The 20,554-nt window shown below is 53.6% G+C and carries 23 protein-coding genes and 1 tRNA gene; 20 read left to right on the forward strand and 4 right to left on the reverse strand.

What is annotated here, in order from left to right:
* The first annotated feature begins 84 nt into the window (after nucleotides 1–84).
* From OGV75_RS12910 to OGV75_RS12950, 9 genes are all read left to right on the forward strand, one after another.
* Nucleotides 85–1,257: a phage tail sheath protein gene (locus tag OGV75_RS12910; protein ID WP_286480746.1), complete on the forward strand. Its 1,173-nt coding sequence runs from the start codon at nucleotides 85–87 to the stop codon at nucleotides 1,255–1,257.
* 9 nt (nucleotides 1,258–1,266) lie between these two features.
* Nucleotides 1,267–1,782 carry a phage major tail tube protein gene (locus OGV75_RS12915; RefSeq protein WP_058109221.1) on the forward strand — a complete coding sequence of 172 codons (516 nt, stop codon included), beginning with the start codon at nucleotides 1,267–1,269 and terminating at the stop codon, nucleotides 1,780–1,782.
* A gap of 54 nt (nucleotides 1,783–1,836) precedes the next feature.
* Nucleotides 1,837–2,139 (forward strand): phage tail assembly protein, encoded by a 303-nt coding sequence (locus OGV75_RS12920; protein ID WP_286480747.1) that lies wholly within the window; start codon nucleotides 1,837–1,839, stop codon nucleotides 2,137–2,139.
* A 14-nt stretch (nucleotides 2,140–2,153) separates the two neighbouring features.
* Entirely contained in the window at nucleotides 2,154–2,273 is a 120-nt protein-coding gene (locus tag OGV75_RS12925; RefSeq protein ID WP_001397628.1) for a GpE family phage tail protein, read from the forward strand.
* Nucleotides 2,266–5,331 carry a phage tail tape measure protein gene (locus OGV75_RS12930; RefSeq protein WP_286480749.1) on the forward strand — a complete coding sequence of 1,022 codons (3,066 nt, stop codon included), beginning with the start codon at nucleotides 2,266–2,268 and terminating at the stop codon, nucleotides 5,329–5,331. Before OGV75_RS12925 ends, OGV75_RS12930 begins: the two co-directional genes overlap by 8 nt.
* On the forward strand, nucleotides 5,328–5,813 hold the full coding sequence (locus OGV75_RS12935; RefSeq protein WP_000980407.1) for a phage tail protein: 486 nt from the start codon (nucleotides 5,328–5,330) through the stop codon (nucleotides 5,811–5,813). Before OGV75_RS12930 ends, OGV75_RS12935 begins: the two co-directional genes overlap by 4 nt.
* Complete coding sequence (locus tag OGV75_RS12940) at nucleotides 5,810–6,910, forward strand: phage late control D family protein (RefSeq protein ID WP_046669939.1); 1,101 nt, start codon at nucleotides 5,810–5,812, stop codon at nucleotides 6,908–6,910. Before OGV75_RS12935 ends, OGV75_RS12940 begins: the two co-directional genes overlap by 4 nt.
* Before the next feature lie 67 nt (nucleotides 6,911–6,977).
* On the forward strand, nucleotides 6,978–7,193 hold the full coding sequence (locus OGV75_RS12945) for an ogr/Delta-like zinc finger family protein (RefSeq protein WP_058842448.1): 216 nt from the start codon (nucleotides 6,978–6,980) through the stop codon (nucleotides 7,191–7,193).
* Nucleotides 7,183–7,569 (forward strand): hypothetical protein, encoded by a 387-nt coding sequence (locus OGV75_RS12950; protein ID WP_286480750.1) that lies wholly within the window; start codon nucleotides 7,183–7,185, stop codon nucleotides 7,567–7,569. Before OGV75_RS12945 ends, OGV75_RS12950 begins: the two co-directional genes overlap by 11 nt.
* A 235-nt stretch (nucleotides 7,570–7,804) precedes the next feature.
* On the opposite strand, the gene OGV75_RS12955 is transcribed toward OGV75_RS12950, so the two are convergent.
* On the reverse strand, nucleotides 7,805–9,490 hold the full coding sequence (locus tag OGV75_RS12955) for an aspartate:alanine antiporter (RefSeq protein ID WP_016152406.1): 1,686 nt from the start codon (nucleotides 9,488–9,490) through the stop codon (nucleotides 7,805–7,807).
* Between the two features lie 269 nt (nucleotides 9,491–9,759).
* Here OGV75_RS12955 and OGV75_RS12960 point away from each other — a divergent pair, with 269 nt between their 5' ends.
* On the forward strand, nucleotides 9,760–10,140 hold the full coding sequence (locus OGV75_RS12960) for an inner membrane protein YbjM (protein ID WP_016152407.1): 381 nt from the start codon (nucleotides 9,760–9,762) through the stop codon (nucleotides 10,138–10,140).
* 34 nt (nucleotides 10,141–10,174) lie between these two features.
* Here the strand turns inward: OGV75_RS12960 and OGV75_RS12965 are convergent, their stop codons facing one another.
* Nucleotides 10,175–10,438 (reverse strand): GrxA family glutaredoxin, encoded by a 264-nt coding sequence (locus tag OGV75_RS12965; protein ID WP_016152408.1) that lies wholly within the window; start codon nucleotides 10,436–10,438, stop codon nucleotides 10,175–10,177.
* A gap of 172 nt (nucleotides 10,439–10,610) precedes the next feature.
* On the opposite strand from OGV75_RS12965, the gene OGV75_RS12970 reads away from it, so the two are divergent.
* From OGV75_RS12970 to rlmC, 10 genes are all read left to right on the forward strand, one after another.
* On the forward strand, nucleotides 10,611–10,901 hold the full coding sequence (locus tag OGV75_RS12970; protein WP_104651569.1) for a YbjC family protein: 291 nt from the start codon (nucleotides 10,611–10,613) through the stop codon (nucleotides 10,899–10,901).
* A complete protein-coding gene (nfsA, locus tag OGV75_RS12975) occupies nucleotides 10,885–11,607 on the forward strand; it encodes a nitroreductase NfsA (RefSeq protein ID WP_104651570.1) in 723 nt (240 codons plus the stop codon). Before OGV75_RS12970 ends, nfsA begins: the two co-directional genes overlap by 17 nt.
* A gap of 59 nt (nucleotides 11,608–11,666) precedes the next feature.
* On the forward strand, nucleotides 11,667–12,569 hold the full coding sequence (gene rimK, locus OGV75_RS12980; protein WP_016152412.1) for a 30S ribosomal protein S6--L-glutamate ligase: 903 nt from the start codon (nucleotides 11,667–11,669) through the stop codon (nucleotides 12,567–12,569).
* 89 nt (nucleotides 12,570–12,658) lie between these two features.
* The gene (locus tag OGV75_RS12985; protein ID WP_029139469.1) at nucleotides 12,659–13,135 is read left to right on the forward strand and encodes a type III secretion system chaperone family protein; all 477 of its coding nucleotides are present in this window, start codon (nucleotides 12,659–12,661) and stop codon (nucleotides 13,133–13,135) included.
* A gap of 433 nt (nucleotides 13,136–13,568) precedes the next feature.
* Nucleotides 13,569–14,681 (forward strand): spermidine/putrescine ABC transporter substrate-binding protein PotF, encoded by a 1,113-nt coding sequence (gene potF / locus OGV75_RS12990; protein WP_104651571.1) that lies wholly within the window; start codon nucleotides 13,569–13,571, stop codon nucleotides 14,679–14,681.
* A gap of 138 nt (nucleotides 14,682–14,819) precedes the next feature.
* Nucleotides 14,820–15,953, forward strand: coding sequence for a putrescine ABC transporter ATP-binding subunit PotG (potG, locus tag OGV75_RS12995; protein WP_016152415.1), 1,134 nt, complete (start codon nucleotides 14,820–14,822; stop codon nucleotides 15,951–15,953).
* 9 nt (nucleotides 15,954–15,962) lie between these two features.
* Nucleotides 15,963–16,916, forward strand: coding sequence for a putrescine ABC transporter permease PotH (gene potH, locus OGV75_RS13000; RefSeq protein WP_016152416.1), 954 nt, complete (start codon nucleotides 15,963–15,965; stop codon nucleotides 16,914–16,916).
* Nucleotides 16,913–17,758 (forward strand): putrescine ABC transporter permease PotI, encoded by an 846-nt coding sequence (potI, locus tag OGV75_RS13005; protein WP_016152417.1) that lies wholly within the window; start codon nucleotides 16,913–16,915, stop codon nucleotides 17,756–17,758. Before potH ends, potI begins: the two co-directional genes overlap by 4 nt.
* Before the next feature lie 59 nt (nucleotides 17,759–17,817).
* Entirely contained in the window at nucleotides 17,818–18,306 is a 489-nt protein-coding gene (locus tag OGV75_RS13010; RefSeq protein ID WP_016152418.1) for a YbjO family protein, read from the forward strand.
* A gap of 41 nt (nucleotides 18,307–18,347) precedes the next feature.
* Complete coding sequence (rlmC, locus tag OGV75_RS13015; protein WP_286480752.1) at nucleotides 18,348–19,475, forward strand: 23S rRNA (uracil(747)-C(5))-methyltransferase RlmC; 1,128 nt, start codon at nucleotides 18,348–18,350, stop codon at nucleotides 19,473–19,475.
* A 148-nt stretch (nucleotides 19,476–19,623) separates the two neighbouring features.
* On the opposite strand, the gene OGV75_RS13020 is transcribed toward rlmC, so the two are convergent.
* Together OGV75_RS13020 and OGV75_RS13025 are read right to left on the reverse strand one after the other, a co-directional pair.
* Nucleotides 19,624–19,711: transfer RNA gene (locus OGV75_RS13020), tRNA-Ser, on the reverse strand.
* A 149-nt stretch (nucleotides 19,712–19,860) separates the two neighbouring features.
* Nucleotides 19,861–20,538, reverse strand: a complete 678-nt coding sequence (locus OGV75_RS13025; RefSeq protein WP_016156101.1) for an isochorismatase family protein — start codon at nucleotides 20,536–20,538, stop codon at nucleotides 19,861–19,863.
* Between the last annotated feature and the right edge of the window lie 16 nt (nucleotides 20,539–20,554).

Raw genomic sequence — 20,554 nt, forward strand, 5'->3', positions numbered from 1 at the left:
CTTCCCCACACAAAGCCCGAAGCGTGCGCCGCGCGCATATCAATCTGAACATAGACGCACCCCTGTAAACCGGAGAAATGCCTTATGGCTCAGGATTACCACCACGGGGTGCGCGTTGAGGAAATCAACGAGGGCACCCGCACCATTACCACGGTGAGCACCGCCATCGTGGGCATGGTCTGCACCGGCGATGATGCTGATGCGTCCATGTTTCCCCTCAATAAGCCAGTTCTGCTGACCGATGTGCTGACCGCCAGCGGTAAAGCGGGCGAGTCCGGCACGCTGGTCCGTTCGCTGGATGCGATTGCTGACCAGGCTAAACCCGTGACCGTCGTTGTGCGCGTGGCACAGGGCGAAACCGAAGCGGAAACAACCTCCAACATTATCGGCGGCGTAACTGCTGACGGTAAAAAAACGGGTATGAAAGCGCTGCTTTCGGCGCAGTCGCAGCTGGGCGTCAAGCCCCGCATTCTCGGCGTGCCGGGGCATGACACGCAGGCGGTTGCCACTGAGCTGCTGAGCGTAGCGCAGAGCCTGCGCGGGTTTGCCTATCTGTCCGCCTACGGCTGCAAAACGGTAGAAGAAGCAATTGCCTACCGTGACAATTTCAGTCAGCGCGAGGGGATGCTGATCTGGCCTGACTTTATCAACTTTGACACTGTGCTGAATGCAGAAGCGACGGCTTACGCCTCCGCCCGTGCGCTCGGCCTGCGCGCCAAAATTGACGAACAGACCGGATGGCACAAAACCTTGTCCAACGTGGGCGTGAACGGCGTCACCGGCATTTCCGCCGATGTGTTCTGGGATCTGCAGGACCCGGCAACCGATGCGGGACTGCTCAACCAGAACGACGTCACCACGCTTATCCGCAAAGATGGCTTCCGCTTCTGGGGTTCCCGTTGCCTCAGTGACGATCCGCTGTTTGCCTTTGAGAACTACACCCGCACAGCGCAGGTGCTGGCTGACACCATCGCAGAGGGGCACATGTGGGCAGTGGATAAACCACTTAACCCGTCACTCGCTCGCGACATCATCGAAGGTATCCGCGCCAAGCTCCGCAGCCTGGTGAATCAGGGGTATCTCATCGGGGCTGACTGCTGGCTGGATGAGTCCGTGAACGATAAAGACTCCCTGAAAGCTGGGAAACTCACCATCGACTACGACTACACGCCGGTGCCACCGCTTGAAAACCTGATGCTGCGCCAGCGCATCACCGATCGCTACCTGGTCGATTTTGCCAGCCGCGTCGCTGCATAAGGGGGAATCATGGCTTTACCACGCAAGTTAAAACACCTGAACCTGTTCAACGACGGGAACAACTGGCAGGGGATCGTTGAGTCTCTGACCCTGCCGAAATTCACCCGCAAGTTTGAGAAGTATCGCGGCGGCGGTATGCCGGGCGCGGTGGATGTGGACATGGGGCTGGATGACGGCGCACTGGACACGGAATTTTCAATCGGCGGCACCGAACTGCTGTTATTTAAGCAGATGGGCAAGGCCACGGTTGACGGCATCCAGCTGCGTTTCACCGGCTCCATTCAGCGTGACGATACCGGCGAAGTGCAGGCCGTTGAGCTGGTTGTGCGCGGGCGTCATAAAGAAGTGGATTCCGGCGAGTGGAAAACCGGCGAGAGCAGCACAACCAAAGTCAGCAGCACCAACAGCTACGCGAAGCTGACCATTAACGGTGAGGTGCTCTATGAGGTCGATCTGGTCAACATGGTAGAAATCGTTGATGGCGTGGACCTGATGGAAGCGCACCGTAACGCCCTCGGCCTCTGATTTAACTTAACGGCGCGGTGATCCGCGCCAGTATCTGATTAACAGGAAACGAACATGAGCGACAAGCTGACTGAAAAAACCGTACAACTGGATACGCCAATCTTGCGCGGTAAAACCCAAATCACCGAAATTGTGCTGCGTAAGCCTCAGTCCGGTGCGCTGCGCGGCACCCGCCTGCAGGCCATTATGGATATGGACGTGGGGGCCATGATGGCAGTGATCCCGCGTATTTCCACCCCAACGCTGACCGCACAGGAAATGGCTGAACTGGACCCCGCCGATCTCACCGCGCTGTCGGTCGAGGTGGTGACTTTTTTGTTGAAGAAGTCGGTGCTTGCCGGTTTACCGACAGCCTGACGATTGATGACCTGGTGGCAGATATCGCCACCATCTTTCACTGGTCGCCGTCCATCACTGACGTTATGCCGCTGACTGAGGTGCTGGAGTGGCGGCACAAAGCGATTCAGAGAAGCGGGGCCAGCGATGAGTGACAATAACCTGCGTCTGCAGGTGATTCTGAATGCGGTTGACAAGCTCACCCGCCCATTTCGATCCGCGCAGGCCAGCTCAAAAGAGCTGGCTGCCGCTATTCAGCAAAGCCGCGCCCGGCTGAAAGAGTTAGATTCTCAGGCGGGCAGAATTGATGGCTTCCGTAAGGCCAGCGCGCAGCTGGCAGTCACAGGTAACAGCCTTAAAGCCGCCCGCGAAGAAGCGGCAAAACTCGTCACGCAGTTTACTGCGACCAACCGCCCGACGGCAGCACAGGCCAGACTGCTTGAGCAGGCTAAAAATCGCGTCACCGATTTACAGGGAAAATATAACGGGCTGCGTCAGTCAGTGCAGCGTCAGCGCCTTGCGCTGAATGAGGCAGGGCTTGATACAAAGAAACTGAGCAGCGCACAGCGTGAGCTACGGCAGAACGCCGATGAAACCCGACTGGCACTGGAGCGACAGCAAAAATCCCTGAAACGCCTGGGTGAACAGCAGGCGAGAATGAATGCGGTTCGTGATCAGTATTCGCGCCGTCTTGAGGTTCGGGATCGCATAGCCGGAGCCGGAGCCACCACCACTGCTGCCGGGCTGGCAATGGGTGCGCCGGTTATGGCTGCAGTGAAAAGCTACGCCAGCATGGAAGATGCCATGAAAGGCGTGGCAAAGCAGATAAACGGGCTGCGGGACGATAACGGCAACCGCACGAAACAGTTTTATGACATGCAGGATGCCATCAAGGCCGCCAGTGAACAGCTGCCGATGGAGAATGGCGCTATAGACTATGCCGCGCTGGTTGAAGGGGGCGCGCGCATGGGGGTGACCAGCCAGGACGATCCTTACGAAGACCAGAAACGTGACCTGCTGGCCTTTGCATCCACGGCGGCAAAAGCTGCAACGGCTTTTGAGCTGCCAGCCGATGAGCTGGCGGAAGGGCTGGGAAAAATCGCGCAGCTCTATAAAGTGCCGACGCGCAATATTGAACAACTGGGCGATGCGCTGAACTACCTGGACGATAACGCCATGTCAAAGGGCGGGGACATTATCAACGTCCTGCAGCGTATGGGGGGCGTGGCTGACCGCCTTGACTTCCGAAAGGCTGCTGCGCTGGGTTCAACATTCCTTTCTTTGGGGGCCGCCCCGGAAATCGCCGCCAGCGCTTCTAATGCCATGGTGCGTGAGCTGTCCATTGCCACCATGCAAAGTAAACGCTTCTTTGAAGGTATGGATTTGCTGAAACTCAATCCGGCGGAGATTGAAAAGCAGATGACCACCGATGCCATGGGCACCATCCAGCGGGTTCTGGAGAAGGTCAACAATCTGCCGCAGGATAAACGCCTGTCAGCCGTGACAATGATTTTTGGTAAAGAGTTTGGCGATGATGCGGCAAAGCTGGCTAATAACCTGCCGGAGCTGCAGCGTCAGCTGAAACTCACATCAGGCAGTGGTGCTAATGGCTCCATGCAGAAAGAATCCGACATTAACAAGGATTCATTGTCTGCGCAGTGGTTGCTGGTTAAGACGGGTGCGCAGAACGCTTTCAGCAGCCTGGGGGAAACGTTGCGTCAGCCACTGATGGATATTATGGGCATGGTTAAGGGTGTGACCGGGGCGCTGCGTCGCTGGGTGGAGCAGAATCCTGAGCTGGCTGGCACGCTGATGAAAGTGGCGGCAGCTACGGCGGCGATCACCGTTGGGCTGGGTACACTTGCTGTGGCGGTGGCTGCGGTGCTGGGGCCGATTGCGGTGATTCGGTTTGGCCTGTCTGTGTTGGGGGTAAAAACATTACCTTCCGTTGCAGCAGCAGTAACACGTACTGGCAGTGCCCTGTCATGGCTGGCAGGTGCGCCACTTTCCCTGTTGCGTCGGGGTATGGCGTCATCCGGTGGCAGTGTCGGGTTACTGAGTGCCCCGCTTAATTACCTGCGTTGCTCAGCTGGAATAGCGGGTAATGCACTGAAAACGGTGGCAGGTGCGCCGCTTGCCGTGTTCCGTGCCGGTATGTCAGGCATCCGTAATATTATCGGTATGGTGATGAATCCGCTGGCGGCGTTGCGGGGTGGGCTGACAGCTACCGGTGGCGTATTGCGTTTTCTTGTTTCTGGTCCGCTGGCATTACTTCGCGGCGCGCTGTTTGGTATTTCCGGCATGCTGGGCGCGCTGCTAAGTCCGATAGGGATGGTTGTGGCTGCGCTGGCTGGTGTGGCGCTGGTTGTGTGGAAATACTGGCAGCCCATCAGTGCATTTCTGGGTGGCGTGGTGGAAGGGTTCAAAGCCGCTGCTGCACCCATCAGCGCCGCCTTTGAGCCACTCAGACCCATGTTTCAGTGGATGGGTGACAGGGTGCAGGCCTTGTGGGGCTGGTTCAATGATTTACTTACGCCGGTTAAATCCACTTCCGAAGAACTGAACAGCGCAGCTGCAATGGGGCGACGGTTTGGTGAGGCGCTGGCGGAAGGTCTGAATAGGGTGATGCACCCGCTGGAGTCTCTTAAATCCGGTGTGTCATGGCTACTGGAAAAGCTCGGTATTGTCAGTAAGGAGGCAGCAAAGGCGAAACTGCCTGCGCAGGTCACGCAGCAGCAATCCGCCACAGTGAACAGTGACGGCAAAGTGGTGTTGCCGCCGGGCGGGTTCCCGGCTTACGCAGGGATGTACGACACGGGCGGGATTATTCCACGCGGGCAGTTTGGCATTGTTGGAGAAAATGGCCCTGAAATTGTGAACGGACCGGCAAATGTCACCAGCAGGCGGCGTACTGCTGCGCTGGCCTCTGTCGTTGCTGGCGCGATGGGGGTAGCTGCGACACCTGCAGAAGTGGCTCCGCTTCATCCGTTCAGTCTGCCTGCGAGGGCATACCAGACGCAGCCAGTGAAGGCTGACAGCCCGCCGTCAGTTATTCGTTATGAGATAAATGCGCCCATTCATATCGTCGCGCAGCCGGGACAGAGTGCGCAGGATATTGCCCGTGAAGTGGCACGCCAGCTTGACGAGCGGGAACGCAGAGCCAGGGCAAAAGCGCGCAGCAATTTCAGCGATCAGGGGGGGTATGAATCATGATGATGGTGCTGGGTTTATATGTATTTATGTTGCGCACTGTCCCTTATCAGGAGCTGCAGTATCAGCGCAGCTGGCGACATGCAGCCAACAGCAGGGTGAACCGCCGCCCGTCAACGCAGTTTCTTGGCCCGGATAATGATTCACTGACACTGTCCGGGGTTCTGCTGCCGGAAGTGACTGGAGGCAGGCTGTCATTGCTGGCGCTGGAGTTGATGGCAGAGCAGGGAAAAGCCTGGCCTTTGATTGAAGGCAGCGGAACCATTTACGGCATGTTTGTTATTGAAAGTCTGAGCCAGACAAAGACGGAGTTTTTTGCCAGTGGAATGCCCAGGCGCATTGAGTTTACGATCACCCTCAAACGGGTTGATGAATCGCTGTCTGACATGTTCGGGAGCCTGAGTGACCAGCTCAGCAACCTGCAGGACTCTGCTGCCTCTGCGATTGGGGGGATTAAGAACACGGTAGGAGGATTGCTGCAGTGAACGTTAATTCTGATCTTCTGAATCTGAACAGCAAAAGCCCGGCTTTCAGTATCGTCATTGAAGGTAAGGACGTGACGACCGTGCTGGATACCCGCCTGATGAGTCTGACGCTGACGGATAACCGGGGCTTTGAAGCGGACCAGCTTGATCTGGAGCTGGACGACGCCGACGGGCTGATCGCCCTGCCGCGACGTGGGGCAGTGATTCAGCTGGCGCTGGGCTGGAAAGGCCAGCCGCTTTTCCCTAAAGGGGCTTTTACTGTGGATGAAATTGAACACAGCGGTGCCCCTGACCGGCTGACCATCCGGGCGCGTAGCGCAGATTTCCGTGAAACCCTCAATACACGGCGCGAAAAATCATGGCATCAGACAACGGTGGGGGAGGTGGTAAAGGAAATAGCCGCCCGGCATAACCTCAAAATGGCGCTGGGTAAAGACCTGACGGATAAGGCGCTGGATCATCTGGACCAGACCAATGAAAGCGATGCAAGTTTTCTGATGAAACTGGCGAGACAGTATGGGGCGATTGCTTCCGTTAAGGACGGGAATCTGCTGTTTATCCGGCAGGGACAGGGAAGAACGGCGAGCGGCAAGCCGCTGCCGGTTATCACCATCACGCGCAAAGCCGGTGACGGTCATCGGTTCACCCTTGCTGATCGTGGTGCCTATACCGGTGTTATTGCCAGCTGGTTGCATACGCGTGAACCCAGGAAAAAAGAGACAACCAGTGTTAAGCGTCGTCGAAAGAAAACCACCACACCCAAAGAGCCGGAAGCAAAACAGGGCGATTATCTGGTGGGAACGGATGAAAACGTGCTGGTTCTTAATCGTACCTACGCCAACCGGAGCAATGCAGAGCGCGCAGCAAAAATGCAGTGGGAACGTCTGCAGCGTGGGGTTGCTTCATTTTCCCTGCAGCTCGCTGAGGGGCGGGCTGATCTCTATACGGAAATGCCGGTGAAGGTCACGGGGTTTAAGCAGCCGATCGATGATGCAGAATGGACCATTACCACCCTGACGCATTCTGTCAGCCCGGATAATGGATTTACGACCAGCATGGAGCTTGAAGTGAAAATAGATGAGTTCGCAATGGAATGATTAGTTCCAAATTGCGAACAATGATGTATCATTATTGCGAACTGGTTAATAATGAGGGCTGATTATTATGATGAATTGTCCTATGTGCGGGCAGGCGGCACATACCCGAAGCAGCTTCCAGGTTTCCAATGAGACCAAAGAACGCTACAACCAGTGCACTAACATCGAATGCGGGCATACTTTCGTGACGCATGAGACTTTTGTGCGCTCAGTATGCCGTCCTCAAAAAATCAGCGCAGCACCGCCTCATCCAAAAGGTATGCAGGAACAATTTGCTTACTGAACCCGGCCCGCCATTGGCGGGTTTTTTTATGGCTGATGAGCGATGTGCAAAGTGGATGAGTGTCGATTTGCTAGCTGTAAACCATTTCGGATGGTCTAAGCATGCTACTTTTTCAAGCATCTGCAACGCCGGTGTGCGCAAGTATGGAGAAGCTATGAGTTCTGGTAAATATTGGATAAGCAATAACTACATTTACGGGCCGAAGGAGTCCGGTCGCTTCTGGATTTCAGGTGGGTACATCTATGGGCCAAGAAATTCAGGGAAGTATTGGATAAGCGGAAACTACATCTATGGCCCCAAGCATGGCGGTAAGTTTTGGATTAGTGGTGGTTATATCTACGGACCTTCTGGGTTGGAACTGCCTTGGTTGTCGTAGCGCTGCCGCCATTTTGTCGCCACTAACACCTAAGCAACGCTCTAACTGACTGATTATAAAGCTTACGAATTTCAGGCAACAAAAAACCCATCAACCTTGAACCAAAACGGCGGGGTTGATGGGCTCCACAAATTGGGGACATCAAAGAAAAGCAGTGGCAATAGTTATGACTGACGTCTTGAAGAAAAGTTCTGCTTACCTGCAAAAAATTTTCGTTTAAGAGTAAATTTCAGCGCTAACCAAGCCCAGGCCAGACAATGACGATGAGTGTCCCCGCTAATGTCAGCAGTACGTTGGCAATTGCGTAGGTCCCGGCATAGCCTAATGCGGGGATGTTGCTGCGTGCCGTATCGCTGATGATTTCCATTGCCGGAGCGCAGGTACGCGCGCCCATCATGGCGCCAAAAAGCAGGGCGCGGTTCATGCGCAATACGTAAGCACCGAATAAGAAACAGATGACAACCGGCACCAGGCTGACAACCAGGCCGGCAATCAGCATTTGACCACCCACGGCGCCAAGGCCATTGCCAATGCCGCTGCCCGCGCTTAAACCGACGCCTGCCATAAATACCATCAGGCCAAACTCTTTGACCATGTTCAGCGCCCCCTGTGGGATATAGCCAAACGTTGGATGGTTGGCACGCAGGAAGCCCAACATTATCCCGGCGAATAGCAGTCCAGCCGCGTTCCCGATGCCGAAGCTGAAATTACTGAACTGGAAGGTGATCATCCCGATCATCAGACCGATGATAAAGAAGGCGCAGAAGGCCAGCAGATCGGTCACCTGACTGTGAATGGAAATGAAGCCGATACGATCGGCAATGGTTTTGACGCGGCGAGCATCCCCACTGACCTGCAGCACGTCGCCTTTATTAAGCACGACGTTATCATCGATAGGCATTTCAATCTGGCTACGGATCACGCGGTTGAGAAAACAGCCGTGATCGGTCAGTTTCAACTGGGCCAGGCGGCGGCCAACGGCATTGTGGTTTTTCACCACAATCTCTTCAGTGACGATGCGCATATCGAGCAGATCGCGATCGAACACCTCTTTACCATTACGGAAGCTGGGATCGAGGCGGGCATGTGCATCAGGATAACCCACCAGGGCTATCTCATCGCCCATTTGCAGTACCGCGTCGCCATCCGGGTTGGCCAGGATGCCGTTGCGACGGATGCGTTCGATGTAACAACCGGTCTGGCGATAGATACCCAGCTCGCGCAGATTTTTGCCATCGGCCCATGCCACCAGTTCCGGGCCAACGCGATAGGCACGAATTACCGGCAGATAAACCTTACGGTTGGCATCAGTGTCCAGACCTCGTTCACGTGCGATTTGTTGGGCGCTGGTTTGCAGATCCTGATGCTGAAGTTTCGGCAGGTAGCGCGCGCCAACAATCAGACTGACCAAACCAATCAAATAGGTGAGCGCATAACCGAGGCTCAGGTTATCGAGGGCGGTTGAAAGCGATGTCCCCGACATTCCGGAATGGCGCAAGGTGTCACCCGCGCCGACCAGCACCGGCGTTGAGGTCATCGAGCCGGCCAGCATACCTGCCGTCAGGCCGATGTCCCAGCCAAATAGCTTACCCAGCCCCAGGGCGATCAGCATGGCGCTGCCGACCATCACCAGAGCAAGCATTAGATAATTTTTCCCATCGCGAAAAAAAATCGAAAAAAAGTTGGGACCGGCTTCGACGCCGACACAAAAAATAAACAGCATAAAGCCGAGATTTAATGCATCGGTGTTAATACTAAAGTGCTGTTGACCTAATAATAGGGACACCACTAAAACGCCAATGGAATTACCGAGTTGGACTGAACCCAGACGTAATTTACCCAGACACAGGCCCAGTGCCAGGACCACAAATAATAACAGGATGTAATTCCCATTTAACAAATCTGCGACGTTTATATTCACGGAGACTAACTTCTTGTTTACTAGTAAGCTATTGAAAGAAATGGCAATTTACGCTAATGTTTTTGCCAGAAATTAAGGGGCGACAGCTTCGTACACAGCCCCAAATAATGCAGCATAACAATATATGCGGTTAGTTTAATCTCATTACGTATCAACGGCTATAAGAATCGTGTGAGTGTGTTTTTGGCATGGAATGCCTGGTTACTTTATCTGACTGGACGCCTGCGGGCGAAAAGAGTGTTCGATAGAGAATGTGTCAGGAGGAACAATTGAAACATAAGCAAAGTTGGGCGGGTGCGGTCTGCTGCTTTGTGCTCTTTATTGTGGTGTGTCTTTCATTAACGCTGAACGTGAAAGGGGCATTCAGAGCGGCAGGGCATCCTGAGGTCGGATTGTTGTTTTTTATCCTGCCTGGTGCTGCAGCAAGCTTTTTCTCCCATCGTCGGGAGGTGCTCAAACCCCTTCTTGGTGCCATGTTGGCGGCGCCGTGCTGTCTGTTACTGATGCGGTTCGTTTTTATGCCGACGCGTTCGTTGTGGCAAGAGCTGGCATGGTTGTTTAGTGCGGTGTTTTGGTGCGCGCTTGGCGCATTGTGTTTTTTGTTTATCAGCAACTTGTTCAATCAGCATCATCGACGGAAAAAGAACTGAAGACGCCCTCCAGCGGAGGGCGTAGAAACGGCGATCAGGCGAACAGATTCATGTTCTCTTTTGCCCACGCTTCAAAATCCGTGCAGCCGCCGATGTGTTTTTGATCAACAAAAATCTGCGGAACGGTTTCAACTGGCTTACCTACCGTCTTTTCCAGATCGGCTTTCGTAATACCTTCGGCATGGATATCAATGTAGCGGAAGTTAAAATCGTCATGCTCATTGCTTAATTTTTCTGCTAATTCTTTTGCGCGCACGCAATACGGGCACCCTGGACGACCAAAAATAACGGCAAACATCTCTCTCTCCTCGAACTTATCAGGCCGGATGGCAATACTTGTTATGATGCCGCGATTTGTGACAGATGAAAAGCAGGTTCAGCCTGTTGCTTTGATATCCTCAAGCTATAACTGTTAAACACGACAAGCCGGAACGTTTTATAATGAAAGCCATTTCGCCGGGAGGCCGCTTATGCGCACAATTGGTGCATTACCCAAAAGCGTATTGATGCTGGAAATAATCGGGATGGTTTTGTTATCGCTGGCGCTGCTGTCGCTTAGCGATTACCTCACTTTACCCGCACCGCTTGGCAGTCCGTTAGCCTGCGTGGTGATGATATTTCTGGGTGTGCTGCTGATGCTTCCCGCCGCGGTGGTATTAACGTGGCGTATTGCTCAACTGGTTGCGCCGCAGCTGATGTCACGAACCCCTGGTGATTCTTCACGTTCAGACAGAGAAAAAAGAGATGACGCCAACCATTGATTTACTTCGTAGCCACCGTTCCATTCGCCATTTCACCGATGATGCCATTTCGGATGCGCAGCGGGAGGCGATTATTGCCGCCGCTCAGGGGACCTCAAGCTCCAGTTTTTTACAATGCACAACCATCGTTCGCATAACGGATAACGCCCTGCGTGAATCACTGGCTACTTTATCCGGCGGACAAAAACATGTGGTGCAGGCCGCCGAGTTCTGGGTGTTTTGCGCTGACTTTAATCGCCATTTGCAGATTTGCCCTGACGCGCAACTCGGGCTGGCGGAACAGCTGCTACTGGGCGTTGTTGATACCGCGATGATGGCGCAAAATGCGCTGACGGCGGCAGAGTCTTTGGGGCTTGGCGGCGTGTTTATTGGCGGTCTGCGAAATAATATTGAGCCGGTCACTGAACTGCTGAAGCTTCCGCAACATGTTCTGCCGTTGTTTGGGCTGTGCCTCGGCTGGCCTGCTGATAACCCGGATATCAAGCCGCGACTGCCAGCGTCGCTTGTGGTGCACGAAAATCAGTATCAGCCACTCAACAAAGACGTTTTGTCGCAATATGATGAGCAGCTCGCGCAGTACTATCTGACCCGCGGGAGCAATACGCGCCGTGACACCTGGAGCGACCATATTCGCCGCACCATCATTAAAGAAAGTCGTCCCTTTATCCTGGAATATTTGCATAAACAGGGATGGGCTACGCGCTAAAGATTTTAACGCAGTGTATGATACGCCAGCTTTTACCAGGTCATTCAGAGAGGTGCAGGGTGAAAATTGCCATTTTGTCCCGGGACGGAACGCTCTATTCTTGTAAGCGCCTGCGTGAAGCGGCGATGCAGCGTGGTCACCTGGTTGAAATTATCGATCCCCTTTCTTGCTATATGAACATCAGCCCGGCGGCGTCCTCTATTCATTACAAGGGCCGCCAGCTTCCTCATTTCGATGCAGTGATCCCAAGGATTGGTTCAGCGATTACCTTTTACGGTACCGCGGCGTTGCGCCAGTTTGAGATGCTGGGTAGCTATCCGCTGAATGAGTCGGTAGCGATTACGCGTGCGCGCGATAAGCTGCGTTCGCTGCAGCTGCTGGCGCGTCAGGGAATCGATTTACCCATCACCGGGATTGCTCACTCTCCGGACGATACCAGCGACATGATTGACATGGTTGGCGGCGCGCCGCTGGTGGTGAAACTGGTTGAAGGTACGCAGGGGATCGGCGTAGTACTGGCGGAAACGCGCCAGGCCGCAGAAAGCGTGGTGGATGCCTTTCGTGGGTTGAATGCCCATATTCTGGTTCAGGAATATATCAAAGAAGCGAAAGGGCGAGATATTCGCTGTTTCGTGGTAGGTGACGAGGTGGTGGCCGCCATTGAGCGCCGGGCCAAAGAAGGTGATTTTCGTTCTAATCTCCATCGCGGTGGGGTTGCCACTATTGCGAATATCACGCCGCGCGAAAGGGAAATTGCGCTCAAAGCCGCTCAGACAATGGGTCTGGACGTTGCTGGCGTTGATATTCTGCGTGCTGAACGTGGGCCGCTGGTCATGGAGGTCAACGCTTCTCCTGGCCTGGAAGGGGTGGAGAAAACTACCGGAATAGACATTGCCGGCAAGATGATCCAGTGGATTGAGCGTCACGCTACGCCTGAATTTTGCCTTAAAATCGGCGGCTAAGCACAATATCGATTGCGATCGTAGTATGACACGCTCTTTTTGCGTAAGCTGTGCCGGTATTTTTTCATCAATAGAGGTCGCACATTATTATGACATCACTGGTCGTTCCCACTCTGGATACGTTGCGTCAATGGCTCGACGACCTGGGCATGAGTTTTTTTGAATGCGATACCTGTCAGGCGCTGCATTTGCCGCACATGCAGAATTTTGACGGCATCTTTGATGCAAAAGTTGATTTGGTCGATAACGTCATTCTGTTTTCCGCGATGGCAGAAGTCAGACCTTCTGCACTACTGCCGCTGGCCGCTGATCTGTCTGCGATTAACGCCAGTTCACTGACGGTGAAAGCCTTTCTGGATATGCAGGATGATAATCTGCCAAAGCTGGTGGTCTGCCAGTCTTTATCCGTTATCCCGGGCGTGACGTTTGAGCAGTTCGAATATTTTGTTCGCCAGAGTGAAGAGCAAATATCGATGGTGATCCTCGAGGCCGGTGCGCATCAGCTGTTATTTAACGCTGAAGAAGAAGCGCAAAACAGCAACGCCGAAGTTCATTTCCTCCATTAATTCTTCCTGAATCTGGACATATATTGCGCAGCCGCTGCCAAAGCGGTTGCGTATTGCCTGTTTTTATTCTGCATTTAACCGTTCATTAAAGAATTATTCACCTCCATTCAGCGCCTTCCGCTGTATGTCATAGACAATTCATGCATAAAAAATTGATAAAAGACGTTTTTTAATCTGGGCTATATCCACAAATCCTGGCTAAAGTTATTCTTGCGAAGCTTATCAACGTCATCATTCAAACAGCCCCTTGTGGCCTGACCTGTGGCCACAATGCATATTGAATGCATGGGGGGATACCAGCGCGCAATAGCGGCGTGAGGAGAGGCCTCTCTTTTCATGGGTGCCGCTTGAAAGAATATGCACGTTTCTTGCATATCATTAGAGTGTGACATTTTTGTTCGGTTGTTAACGAACTTTCAGAAGGAAAGAGATTATGACCGCCTTAAATAAACGATGGTTACCAGGCCTGGTTGCGGGTGCTCTGATGGCCATCTCTGCTGGCACGCTCGCTGCTGAACAAAAAACGCTGCATATTTATAACTGGTCTGATTATATTGCCCCAGATACGGTGGCTAATTTTGAAAAAGAGACCGGAATTAAAGTTATCTATGACGTATTTGATTCCAATGAAGTGCTGGAAGGTAAGCTCATGGCTGGCAGTACCGGCTTTGACCTTGTCGTTCCATCCGCCAGTTTCCTTGAGCGTCAACTGACCGCGGGCGTCTTCCAGCCGCTGGATAAGAGCAAATTGCCTGGCTGGAAAAACCTCGATCCTGAATTGCTGAAGCTGGTGGGTAAACACGATCCGGACAACAAGTTTGCGATGCCGTATATGTGGGCAACAACCGGTATTGGCTATAACGTGGATAAAGTGAAAGCGGTACTGGGGCCGGATGCGCCGGTTAATAGCTGGGATCTGATCCTCAAGCCAGAAAATCTGGAAAAACTCAAAAGCTGCGGCGTCTCTTTCCTCGATGCGCCCGAAGAAGTGTTTGCCACCGTGCTAAATTATTTGGGTAAAGATCCAAACAGTACCAAAGCGGATGATTACACCGGAGCGGCAACCGATCTGCTGTTGAAACTGCGCCCAAATATTCGCTACTTCCACTCCTCGCAGTACATTAACGACCTGGCAAACGGTGATACCTGCGTGGCGATTGGTTGGGCCGGGGATGTATGGCAGGCGGCAAACCGGGCGAAAGAAGCGAAAAATGGCGTCAATATTTCCTTCTCAATTCCTAAGGAAGGTGCGATGGCCTTCTTTGATGTGTTCGCGATGCCAGCCGATGCGAAAAACAAAGACGAAGCCTATCAGTTCCTCAACTACCTGCTGCGCCCTGATGTAATTGCGCATATTTCTGACCACGTGTTCTATGCCAATGCCAACAAAGAAGCGACAGCACTGGTCAGCCAGGACGTTCGCGACAACCCGGGCATTTACCCGCCTGCCGATGTTCGCGCCAAGCTGTTCACGCTGAAAGTACAGGATCCGAAGATCGACCGTGTACGTACTCGCGCCTGGACGAAGGTAAAAAGCGGGAAATAACCCGATGTACGGGACGTGACCCGGCAGGATTTACGCCTGCCGGGCAGTGTTGAACCCGGACACATATAACCCGGCAATACGCACCACCGTGGTGCGTTATTTGCACCGTTTCTTTGTTTTATGCCGGAGAGCGCCTAATTGAATGATGCAACCCCACGCCCACAAGCGAAAATCCGCAAGGCGCTGACCCCGCTGCTTGAAATTCGCAACCTGACCAAGTCCTTTGACGGCCAGCACGCCGTTGATGACGTCAATCTTACTATCTACAAAGGCGAAATATTTGCTCTGCTCGGGGCGTCCGGCTGCGGTAAATCGACCCTGTTGCGGATGCTGGCGGGATTTGAACAGCCAACAACCGGGCAAATTATGCTTGATGGCGTCGATTTAGCGCATGTTCCGCCTTATCTGCGTCCGATTAATATGATGTTTCAGTCCTATGCCTTGTTTCCGCACATGACGGTAGAGCAGAACATTGCCTTTGGTCTCAAGCAGGACAAGCTGCCGAAGGCTGAAATCGCCAGCCGGGTGAGTGAGATGCTGGGCCTGGTGCATATGCAGGAGTTCGCCAAACGTAAGCCGCATCAGCTTTCTGGCGGTCAACGTCAGCGCGTGGCGTTGGCGCGTAGCCTGGCGAAACGCCCGAAGCTGCTGCTGTTGGATGAACCGATGGGGGCGCTGGATAAAAAGCTCCGTGACCGCATGCAACTGGAAGTGGTGGATATCCTTGAACGTGTCGGCGTGACCTGCGTGATGGTGACGCACGATCAGGAAGAAGCCATGACGATGGCGGGCCGCATTGCGATCATGAACCGTGGAAAATTTGTCCAGATCGGCGAGCCTGAAGAGATCTACGAGCATCCGACTACGCGTTACAGTGCAGAATTTATCGGTTCGGTTAACGTCTTTGAGGGGCTGCTGAAAGAACGTCAGGAAGATGGTCTGGTTATTGAGTCTCCAGGACTGGTACATCCGCTGAAAGTGGACGCAGACGCTTCCGTTGTCGATAACGTCCCGGTGTATGTTGCGCTGCGCCCGGAAAAAATCATGCTCTGCGAAGCCCCTCCGCCAGAGGGATATAACTTCGCGGTAGGCGAAGTGGTGCACATTGCCTATCTGGGTGATTTGTCGGTGTACCACGTACGTTTGAAAAGCGGCCAGATGCTGAGCGCTCAGCTACAAAATGAACATCGTTATCGCAAGGGATTACCCACCTGGGGTGACGAAGTCCGTTTATGTTGGGATGCGGACAGCTGTGTGGTGTTGACGGTTTAAGGAGCGAAGATGAGTACACTTGAACCTCCGGCGCGCGTGGATAACGTGGGGCGTTTCACGCTGTTTATGTCGCGGCTGCAAATGAAGCACGGGCGCAAGCTGGTCATCGCGCTGCCGTATGTGTGGCTGATGCTCCTGTTTCTGCTGCCGTTTCTGATCGTCTTCAAAATCAGTTTGGCTGAAATGGCGCGGGCTATTCCGCCGTATACCGACCTCATTTCATGGGCTGACGATCAGTTATCTATCACCCTCAATTTAGGCAATTTCCTGCAACTGACGGACGATCCGCTCTATTTTGATGCGTATCTGCAATCTTTGCAGGTAGCGGGGATTTCGACTGTCTGTTGCCTGCTGTTGGGATATCCGCTGGCATGGGCGGTCGCGCACAGCAAACCCTCGACACGCAATATTCTGTTGCTGCTGGTGATCCTGCCGTCCTGGACGTCATTTTTGATTCGTGTATACGCCTGGATGGGGATCCTGAAAAATAACGGTGTCCTGAACAACGTTCTGATGTGGCTGGGCGTTATCGACCAACCGTTGACGATTCTGCACACCAATCTGGCGGTCTATATCGGTATTGTTTACGCCTATTTGCCCTTTATGGTGCTGCCGATTTATACCGCGCTGACGCGTATTGATTACTCGCTGGTGGAAGCGGCGCTGGATTTAGGCGCCCGACCGTTGAAAACCTTCTTTAGCGTGATCGTGCCGTTGACCAAGGGCGGGATTATCGCCGGGTCAATGCTGGTGTTTATCCCGGCGGTTGGGGAGTTTGTGATCCCGGAACTGCTGGGCGGCCCGGACAGCATCATGATTGGGCGTGTGCTTTGGCAGGAGTTTTTCAATAACCGTGACTGGCCGGTGGCTTCTGCCGTCGCCATTATTATGCTGCTGTTACTGATTGTGCCGATCATGTGGTTCCATAAATATCAGCAAAAAAGCGTGGGGGAACACGGATGAATAACTTACCGGTCGTTCGCTCGCCGTGGCGTATTTTTATCCTGGTACTGGGTTTTACTTTCCTGTACGCGCCGATGCTGATGTTGGTTATCTACTCGTTTAACAGCTCCAAGCTGGTGACGGTCTGGGCGGGGTGGTCAACGCGTTGGTATGGTGAGCTTTTCCACGATAGCGCGATGATAAGCGCCGTCGGCATGAGCTTAACGATTGCCGCCTGTGCTGCGACGATGGCGGCAATTCTCGGTACCATCGCCGCCGTGGTGATGGTGCGCTTTGGTCGTTTTCGTGGATCAAATGGTTTCGCCTTTATGATCACCGCACCGCTGGTGATGCCGGATGTCATTACCGGTTTGTCGCTGCTGCTGCTGTTTGTGGCTTTGGCGCACGCCATCGGCTGGCCAGCGGATCGCGGTATGTTGACCATCTGGCTGGCGCACGTCACATTCTGTACAGCGTACGTGGCGGTAGTGATTTCCTCGCGTTTACGCGAACTGGATCACTCCATTGAGGAAGCGGCGATGGATCTAGGCGCCACGCCGCTGAAGGTCTTTTTCGTCATCACGCTGCCGATGATTATGCCGGCGGTGATCTCAGGGTGGTTACTGGCCTTTACGCTGTCGCTTGATGACCTGGTCATTGCCAGTTTTGTCTCTGGTCCTGGCGCCACAACGTTACCCATGCTGGTGTTCTCCAGCGTACGTATGGGGGTCAATCCGGAGATCAACGCGCTGGCGACGTTGATACTTGGCGTGGTAGGAATTATCGGATTTATCGCGTGGTATCTGATGGCGCGAACAGAAAAACAACGGATTCGCGATATCCAACGTGCAAGACGCGGCTGAAAAAACTAAAATCTGCCAACCTGTCTATACGGCGCAGCTGCGGTGGCTGCGCCGTTTTCATGGAAGACGACGCGTTGGGATTTTTTAAGAAATCATCCACATCACATGCCCGTTTAAACGTCCCTACTTTAGTGCAGGTGGCGGCGCTGGCTATTATCATGATCCGCTGTCTCGATCTGTTGATGATTTTTAATACGCTTGGGTTTCGCGGAACCAGCGAGTTTATTCATCGCAGCGTCCAGACCTGGAATTTGACGCTGGTGTTTCTGGGTAGCCTGGTGCTGCTGTTTATCGAAATTTACTGCGCATTTTCGCTGGTTAAAGGTCGGAACTGGGCGCGCTGGGTCTATCTACTGACCCAGATTATCGCCAGCGTCTATCTGTGGGCGGCCTCATTGGGCTATGGATATCCGGAACTGTTCAGTATTGCGGGAGAGTCCAGACGTGAAATCCTGCATACGCTGGTGATGCAAAAATTACCGGATATGCTGGTGTTGCTACTGCTGTTTGTTCCTGCGTCCAGCAGGCGGTTCTTCCGCTTGCAATAACGTGTATAATCTTCGCCCCCTGTTAATTTGTAGGTTTTTGTATGCAGTGCGCACTTTATGACGCCGAACGCTGCCGCTCTTGTCAGTGGATAACGCAGCCTGTCGCCGATCAACTCTTCGCCAAAACAGCCGATCTGCAGAATCTGCTGGCCGATTATCCGGTCGGAGAATGGTGCGCGCCGGTCAGCGGCCCGGAGAGCGCTTTTCGTAATAAAGCCAAAATGGTGGTCAGCGGCAGCGTGGAAAAACCGCTGCTGGGGATGCTGCATCGTGACGGTACGCCGGAGGATTTGTGCGAGTGTCCGCTCTATCCTGAGTCTTTTGCGCCGGTGTTTGCCGCACTTAAACCGTTTATCGCCCGTGCGGGGTTGACGCCCTATAACGTGGCGCGCAAACGCGGGGAGCTGAAATATCTGCTGTTAACGGAAAGCCGGTTTGATGGCGGTATGATGCTGCGTTTTGTTCTGCGCTCCGATGCGAAACTGGCACAACTGCGTACGGCGCTGCCATGGTTACAGGCGCAGCTTCCGCAGTTAAAAGTGATCACCGCCAATATTCAACCTGTGCATATGGCGATTATGGAAGGGGAGAGCGAAATCTTCCTGACGGAACAACAGGCGCTGGCTGAACGCTTTAACGATGTGCCATTGTGGATACGCCCACAGAGCTTCTTCCAGACCAACCCCGTGGTGGCTGGGTATTTATATGCCACGGCGCGCGACTGGGTGCGACAGCTTCCGGTTAATCACATGTGGGATCTGTTTTGCGGCGTCGGGGGTTTTGGTTTGCACTGCGCCACGCCGCAGATGAAACTGACGGGTATTGAAATTGCGCCAGAGGCCATTACCTGTGCGAAACAGTCGGCGCAGGAGCTTGGGTTGCAGAATCTGCATTTTCAGGCGCTGGATTCAACCCTGTTTGCTACCGCGCAGGGAGAAGTGCCGGACCTGGTGCTGGTGAATCCGCCTCGTCGGGGGATTGGGAAGCCGCTGTGCGATTTTCTCTCCCGCATGGCACCGCGTTTTATCGTTTACTCCAGCTGTAATGCACAAACCATGGCAAAGGATATCCGCGAGTTGCCTGGATATCGCATTGAACGCGTCCAACTTTTTGATATGTTCCCACATACCGCGCATTACGAAGTGTTAACTCTGCTCAGCCGACAATAACCGACATGCCTGATGGCGCTACGCTTATCAGGCTACGCAGAGATGTTGAAATGTAGGCCCGATAAGGCGCATGCGCTGCATCCGGCAAACGGCAAATGCAACATGCGAAAAAAAAGCCCGTACTTACGTACGAGCTCTTTCTCGAATATGGCGGTGAGGGGGGGATTCGAACCCCCGATACGTTGCCGTATACACACTTTCCAGGCGTGCTCCTTCAGCCACTCGGACACCTCACCATATTGTATTGCTGCCTGACCGCTTGGGGGGCAACGGGGCGCTACTATAGGGAGTTGCGCTAAAACGGTCAAGCAGAATTTACGTGTTAACTCTCGTTTGGTTACGCAATGTACATATTCCTCCGCCCGGACAGGCGCGGAGAATATGATTAGCGCTGCGAGTCCAGTTTTTCGCCGTTGGTCACGACTTCCTGGGCCTTGCTATAGCTCTCGATCAGCAACTGATAAGCCGGGAAGATTTTGGTATACACTTCCGCCCATTCAGCGGCGTCTTCACGGTTCCATGTCCCCTGAATTTCAGAAGCGACGGCGGCGGTATCCATCGGTATCACGCCAGCCTGAACAACACGTGCCAGGGTGATTTCCTGCGCCATTTTGCTGTAAGTACCGGAAGCGTCGATCACTGCGAAGACCTTGTAGCCCTCCGCAACCGCGCTGATGGCCGGGAACGCCATGCACACGCTGGTGATCGTACCGGCGATAATCAGCGTCTTACGACCCGTTGCTTTGACCGCTTTCACGAAGTCTTCGTTATCCCAGGCGTTGATTTCGCCTTTACGTGCTACGTATTGGGCATGTGGCGCATTGGCATGGATCTCTGGGATCAACGGGCCGTTAGGCCCCTGCGGTACCGATGCCGTGGTAATTACCGGCATCTTCGCCAGGGTTGCGATTTTAGCCAGCGCGGCGGCACGCGCACGCAGTTCCGGCATTGGCATATCGCCGACGGTCTGGAACAGCCCACTCTGATGATCGATAAGCAGCATGACAGAATCATTCACATCGATGACCGGACGTGAACCATTAAAGTTTGCAGGACTGGACATATTCTTCTCCTTCGAT

This window comes from Citrobacter sp. Cb028, assembly GCF_030336705.1.
Lineage (GTDB): Bacteria > Pseudomonadota > Gammaproteobacteria > Enterobacterales > Enterobacteriaceae > Citrobacter > Citrobacter braakii.

Coding starts and splice junctions, on each gene's coding strand:
- OGV75_RS13010 (WP_016152418.1), top strand. CDS start 17,818: ATGGAAGACGACGCGTTGGGATTTTTTAAGAAATCATCCACATCACAT.
- OGV75_RS12965 (WP_016152408.1), bottom strand. CDS start 10,438: ATGTTTGCCGTTATTTTTGGTCGTCCAGGGTGCCCGTATTGCGTGCGC.
- OGV75_RS12935 (WP_000980407.1), top strand. CDS start 5,328: ATGATGATGGTGCTGGGTTTATATGTATTTATGTTGCGCACTGTCCCT.
- OGV75_RS12970 (WP_104651569.1), top strand. CDS start 10,611: ATGCGCACAATTGGTGCATTACCCAAAAGCGTATTGATGCTGGAAATA.
- OGV75_RS13025 (WP_016156101.1), bottom strand. CDS start 20,538: ATGTCCAGTCCTGCAAACTTTAATGGTTCACGTCCGGTCATCGATGTG.
- OGV75_RS12930 (WP_286480749.1), top strand. CDS start 2,266: ATGAGTGACAATAACCTGCGTCTGCAGGTGATTCTGAATGCGGTTGAC.
- OGV75_RS12945 (WP_058842448.1), top strand. CDS start 6,978: ATGATGAATTGTCCTATGTGCGGGCAGGCGGCACATACCCGAAGCAGC.
- nfsA (WP_104651570.1), top strand. CDS start 10,885: ATGACGCCAACCATTGATTTACTTCGTAGCCACCGTTCCATTCGCCAT.
- rlmC (WP_286480752.1), top strand. CDS start 18,348: ATGCAGTGCGCACTTTATGACGCCGAACGCTGCCGCTCTTGTCAGTGG.
- OGV75_RS12985 (WP_029139469.1), top strand. CDS start 12,659: ATGACATCACTGGTCGTTCCCACTCTGGATACGTTGCGTCAATGGCTC.
- OGV75_RS12920 (WP_286480747.1), top strand. CDS start 1,837: ATGAGCGACAAGCTGACTGAAAAAACCGTACAACTGGATACGCCAATC.
- potI (WP_016152417.1), top strand. CDS start 16,913: ATGAATAACTTACCGGTCGTTCGCTCGCCGTGGCGTATTTTTATCCTG.
- potH (WP_016152416.1), top strand. CDS start 15,963: ATGAGTACACTTGAACCTCCGGCGCGCGTGGATAACGTGGGGCGTTTC.
- OGV75_RS12915 (WP_058109221.1), top strand. CDS start 1,267: ATGGCTTTACCACGCAAGTTAAAACACCTGAACCTGTTCAACGACGGG.
- OGV75_RS12910 (WP_286480746.1), top strand. CDS start 85: ATGGCTCAGGATTACCACCACGGGGTGCGCGTTGAGGAAATCAACGAG.
- potF (WP_104651571.1), top strand. CDS start 13,569: ATGACCGCCTTAAATAAACGATGGTTACCAGGCCTGGTTGCGGGTGCT.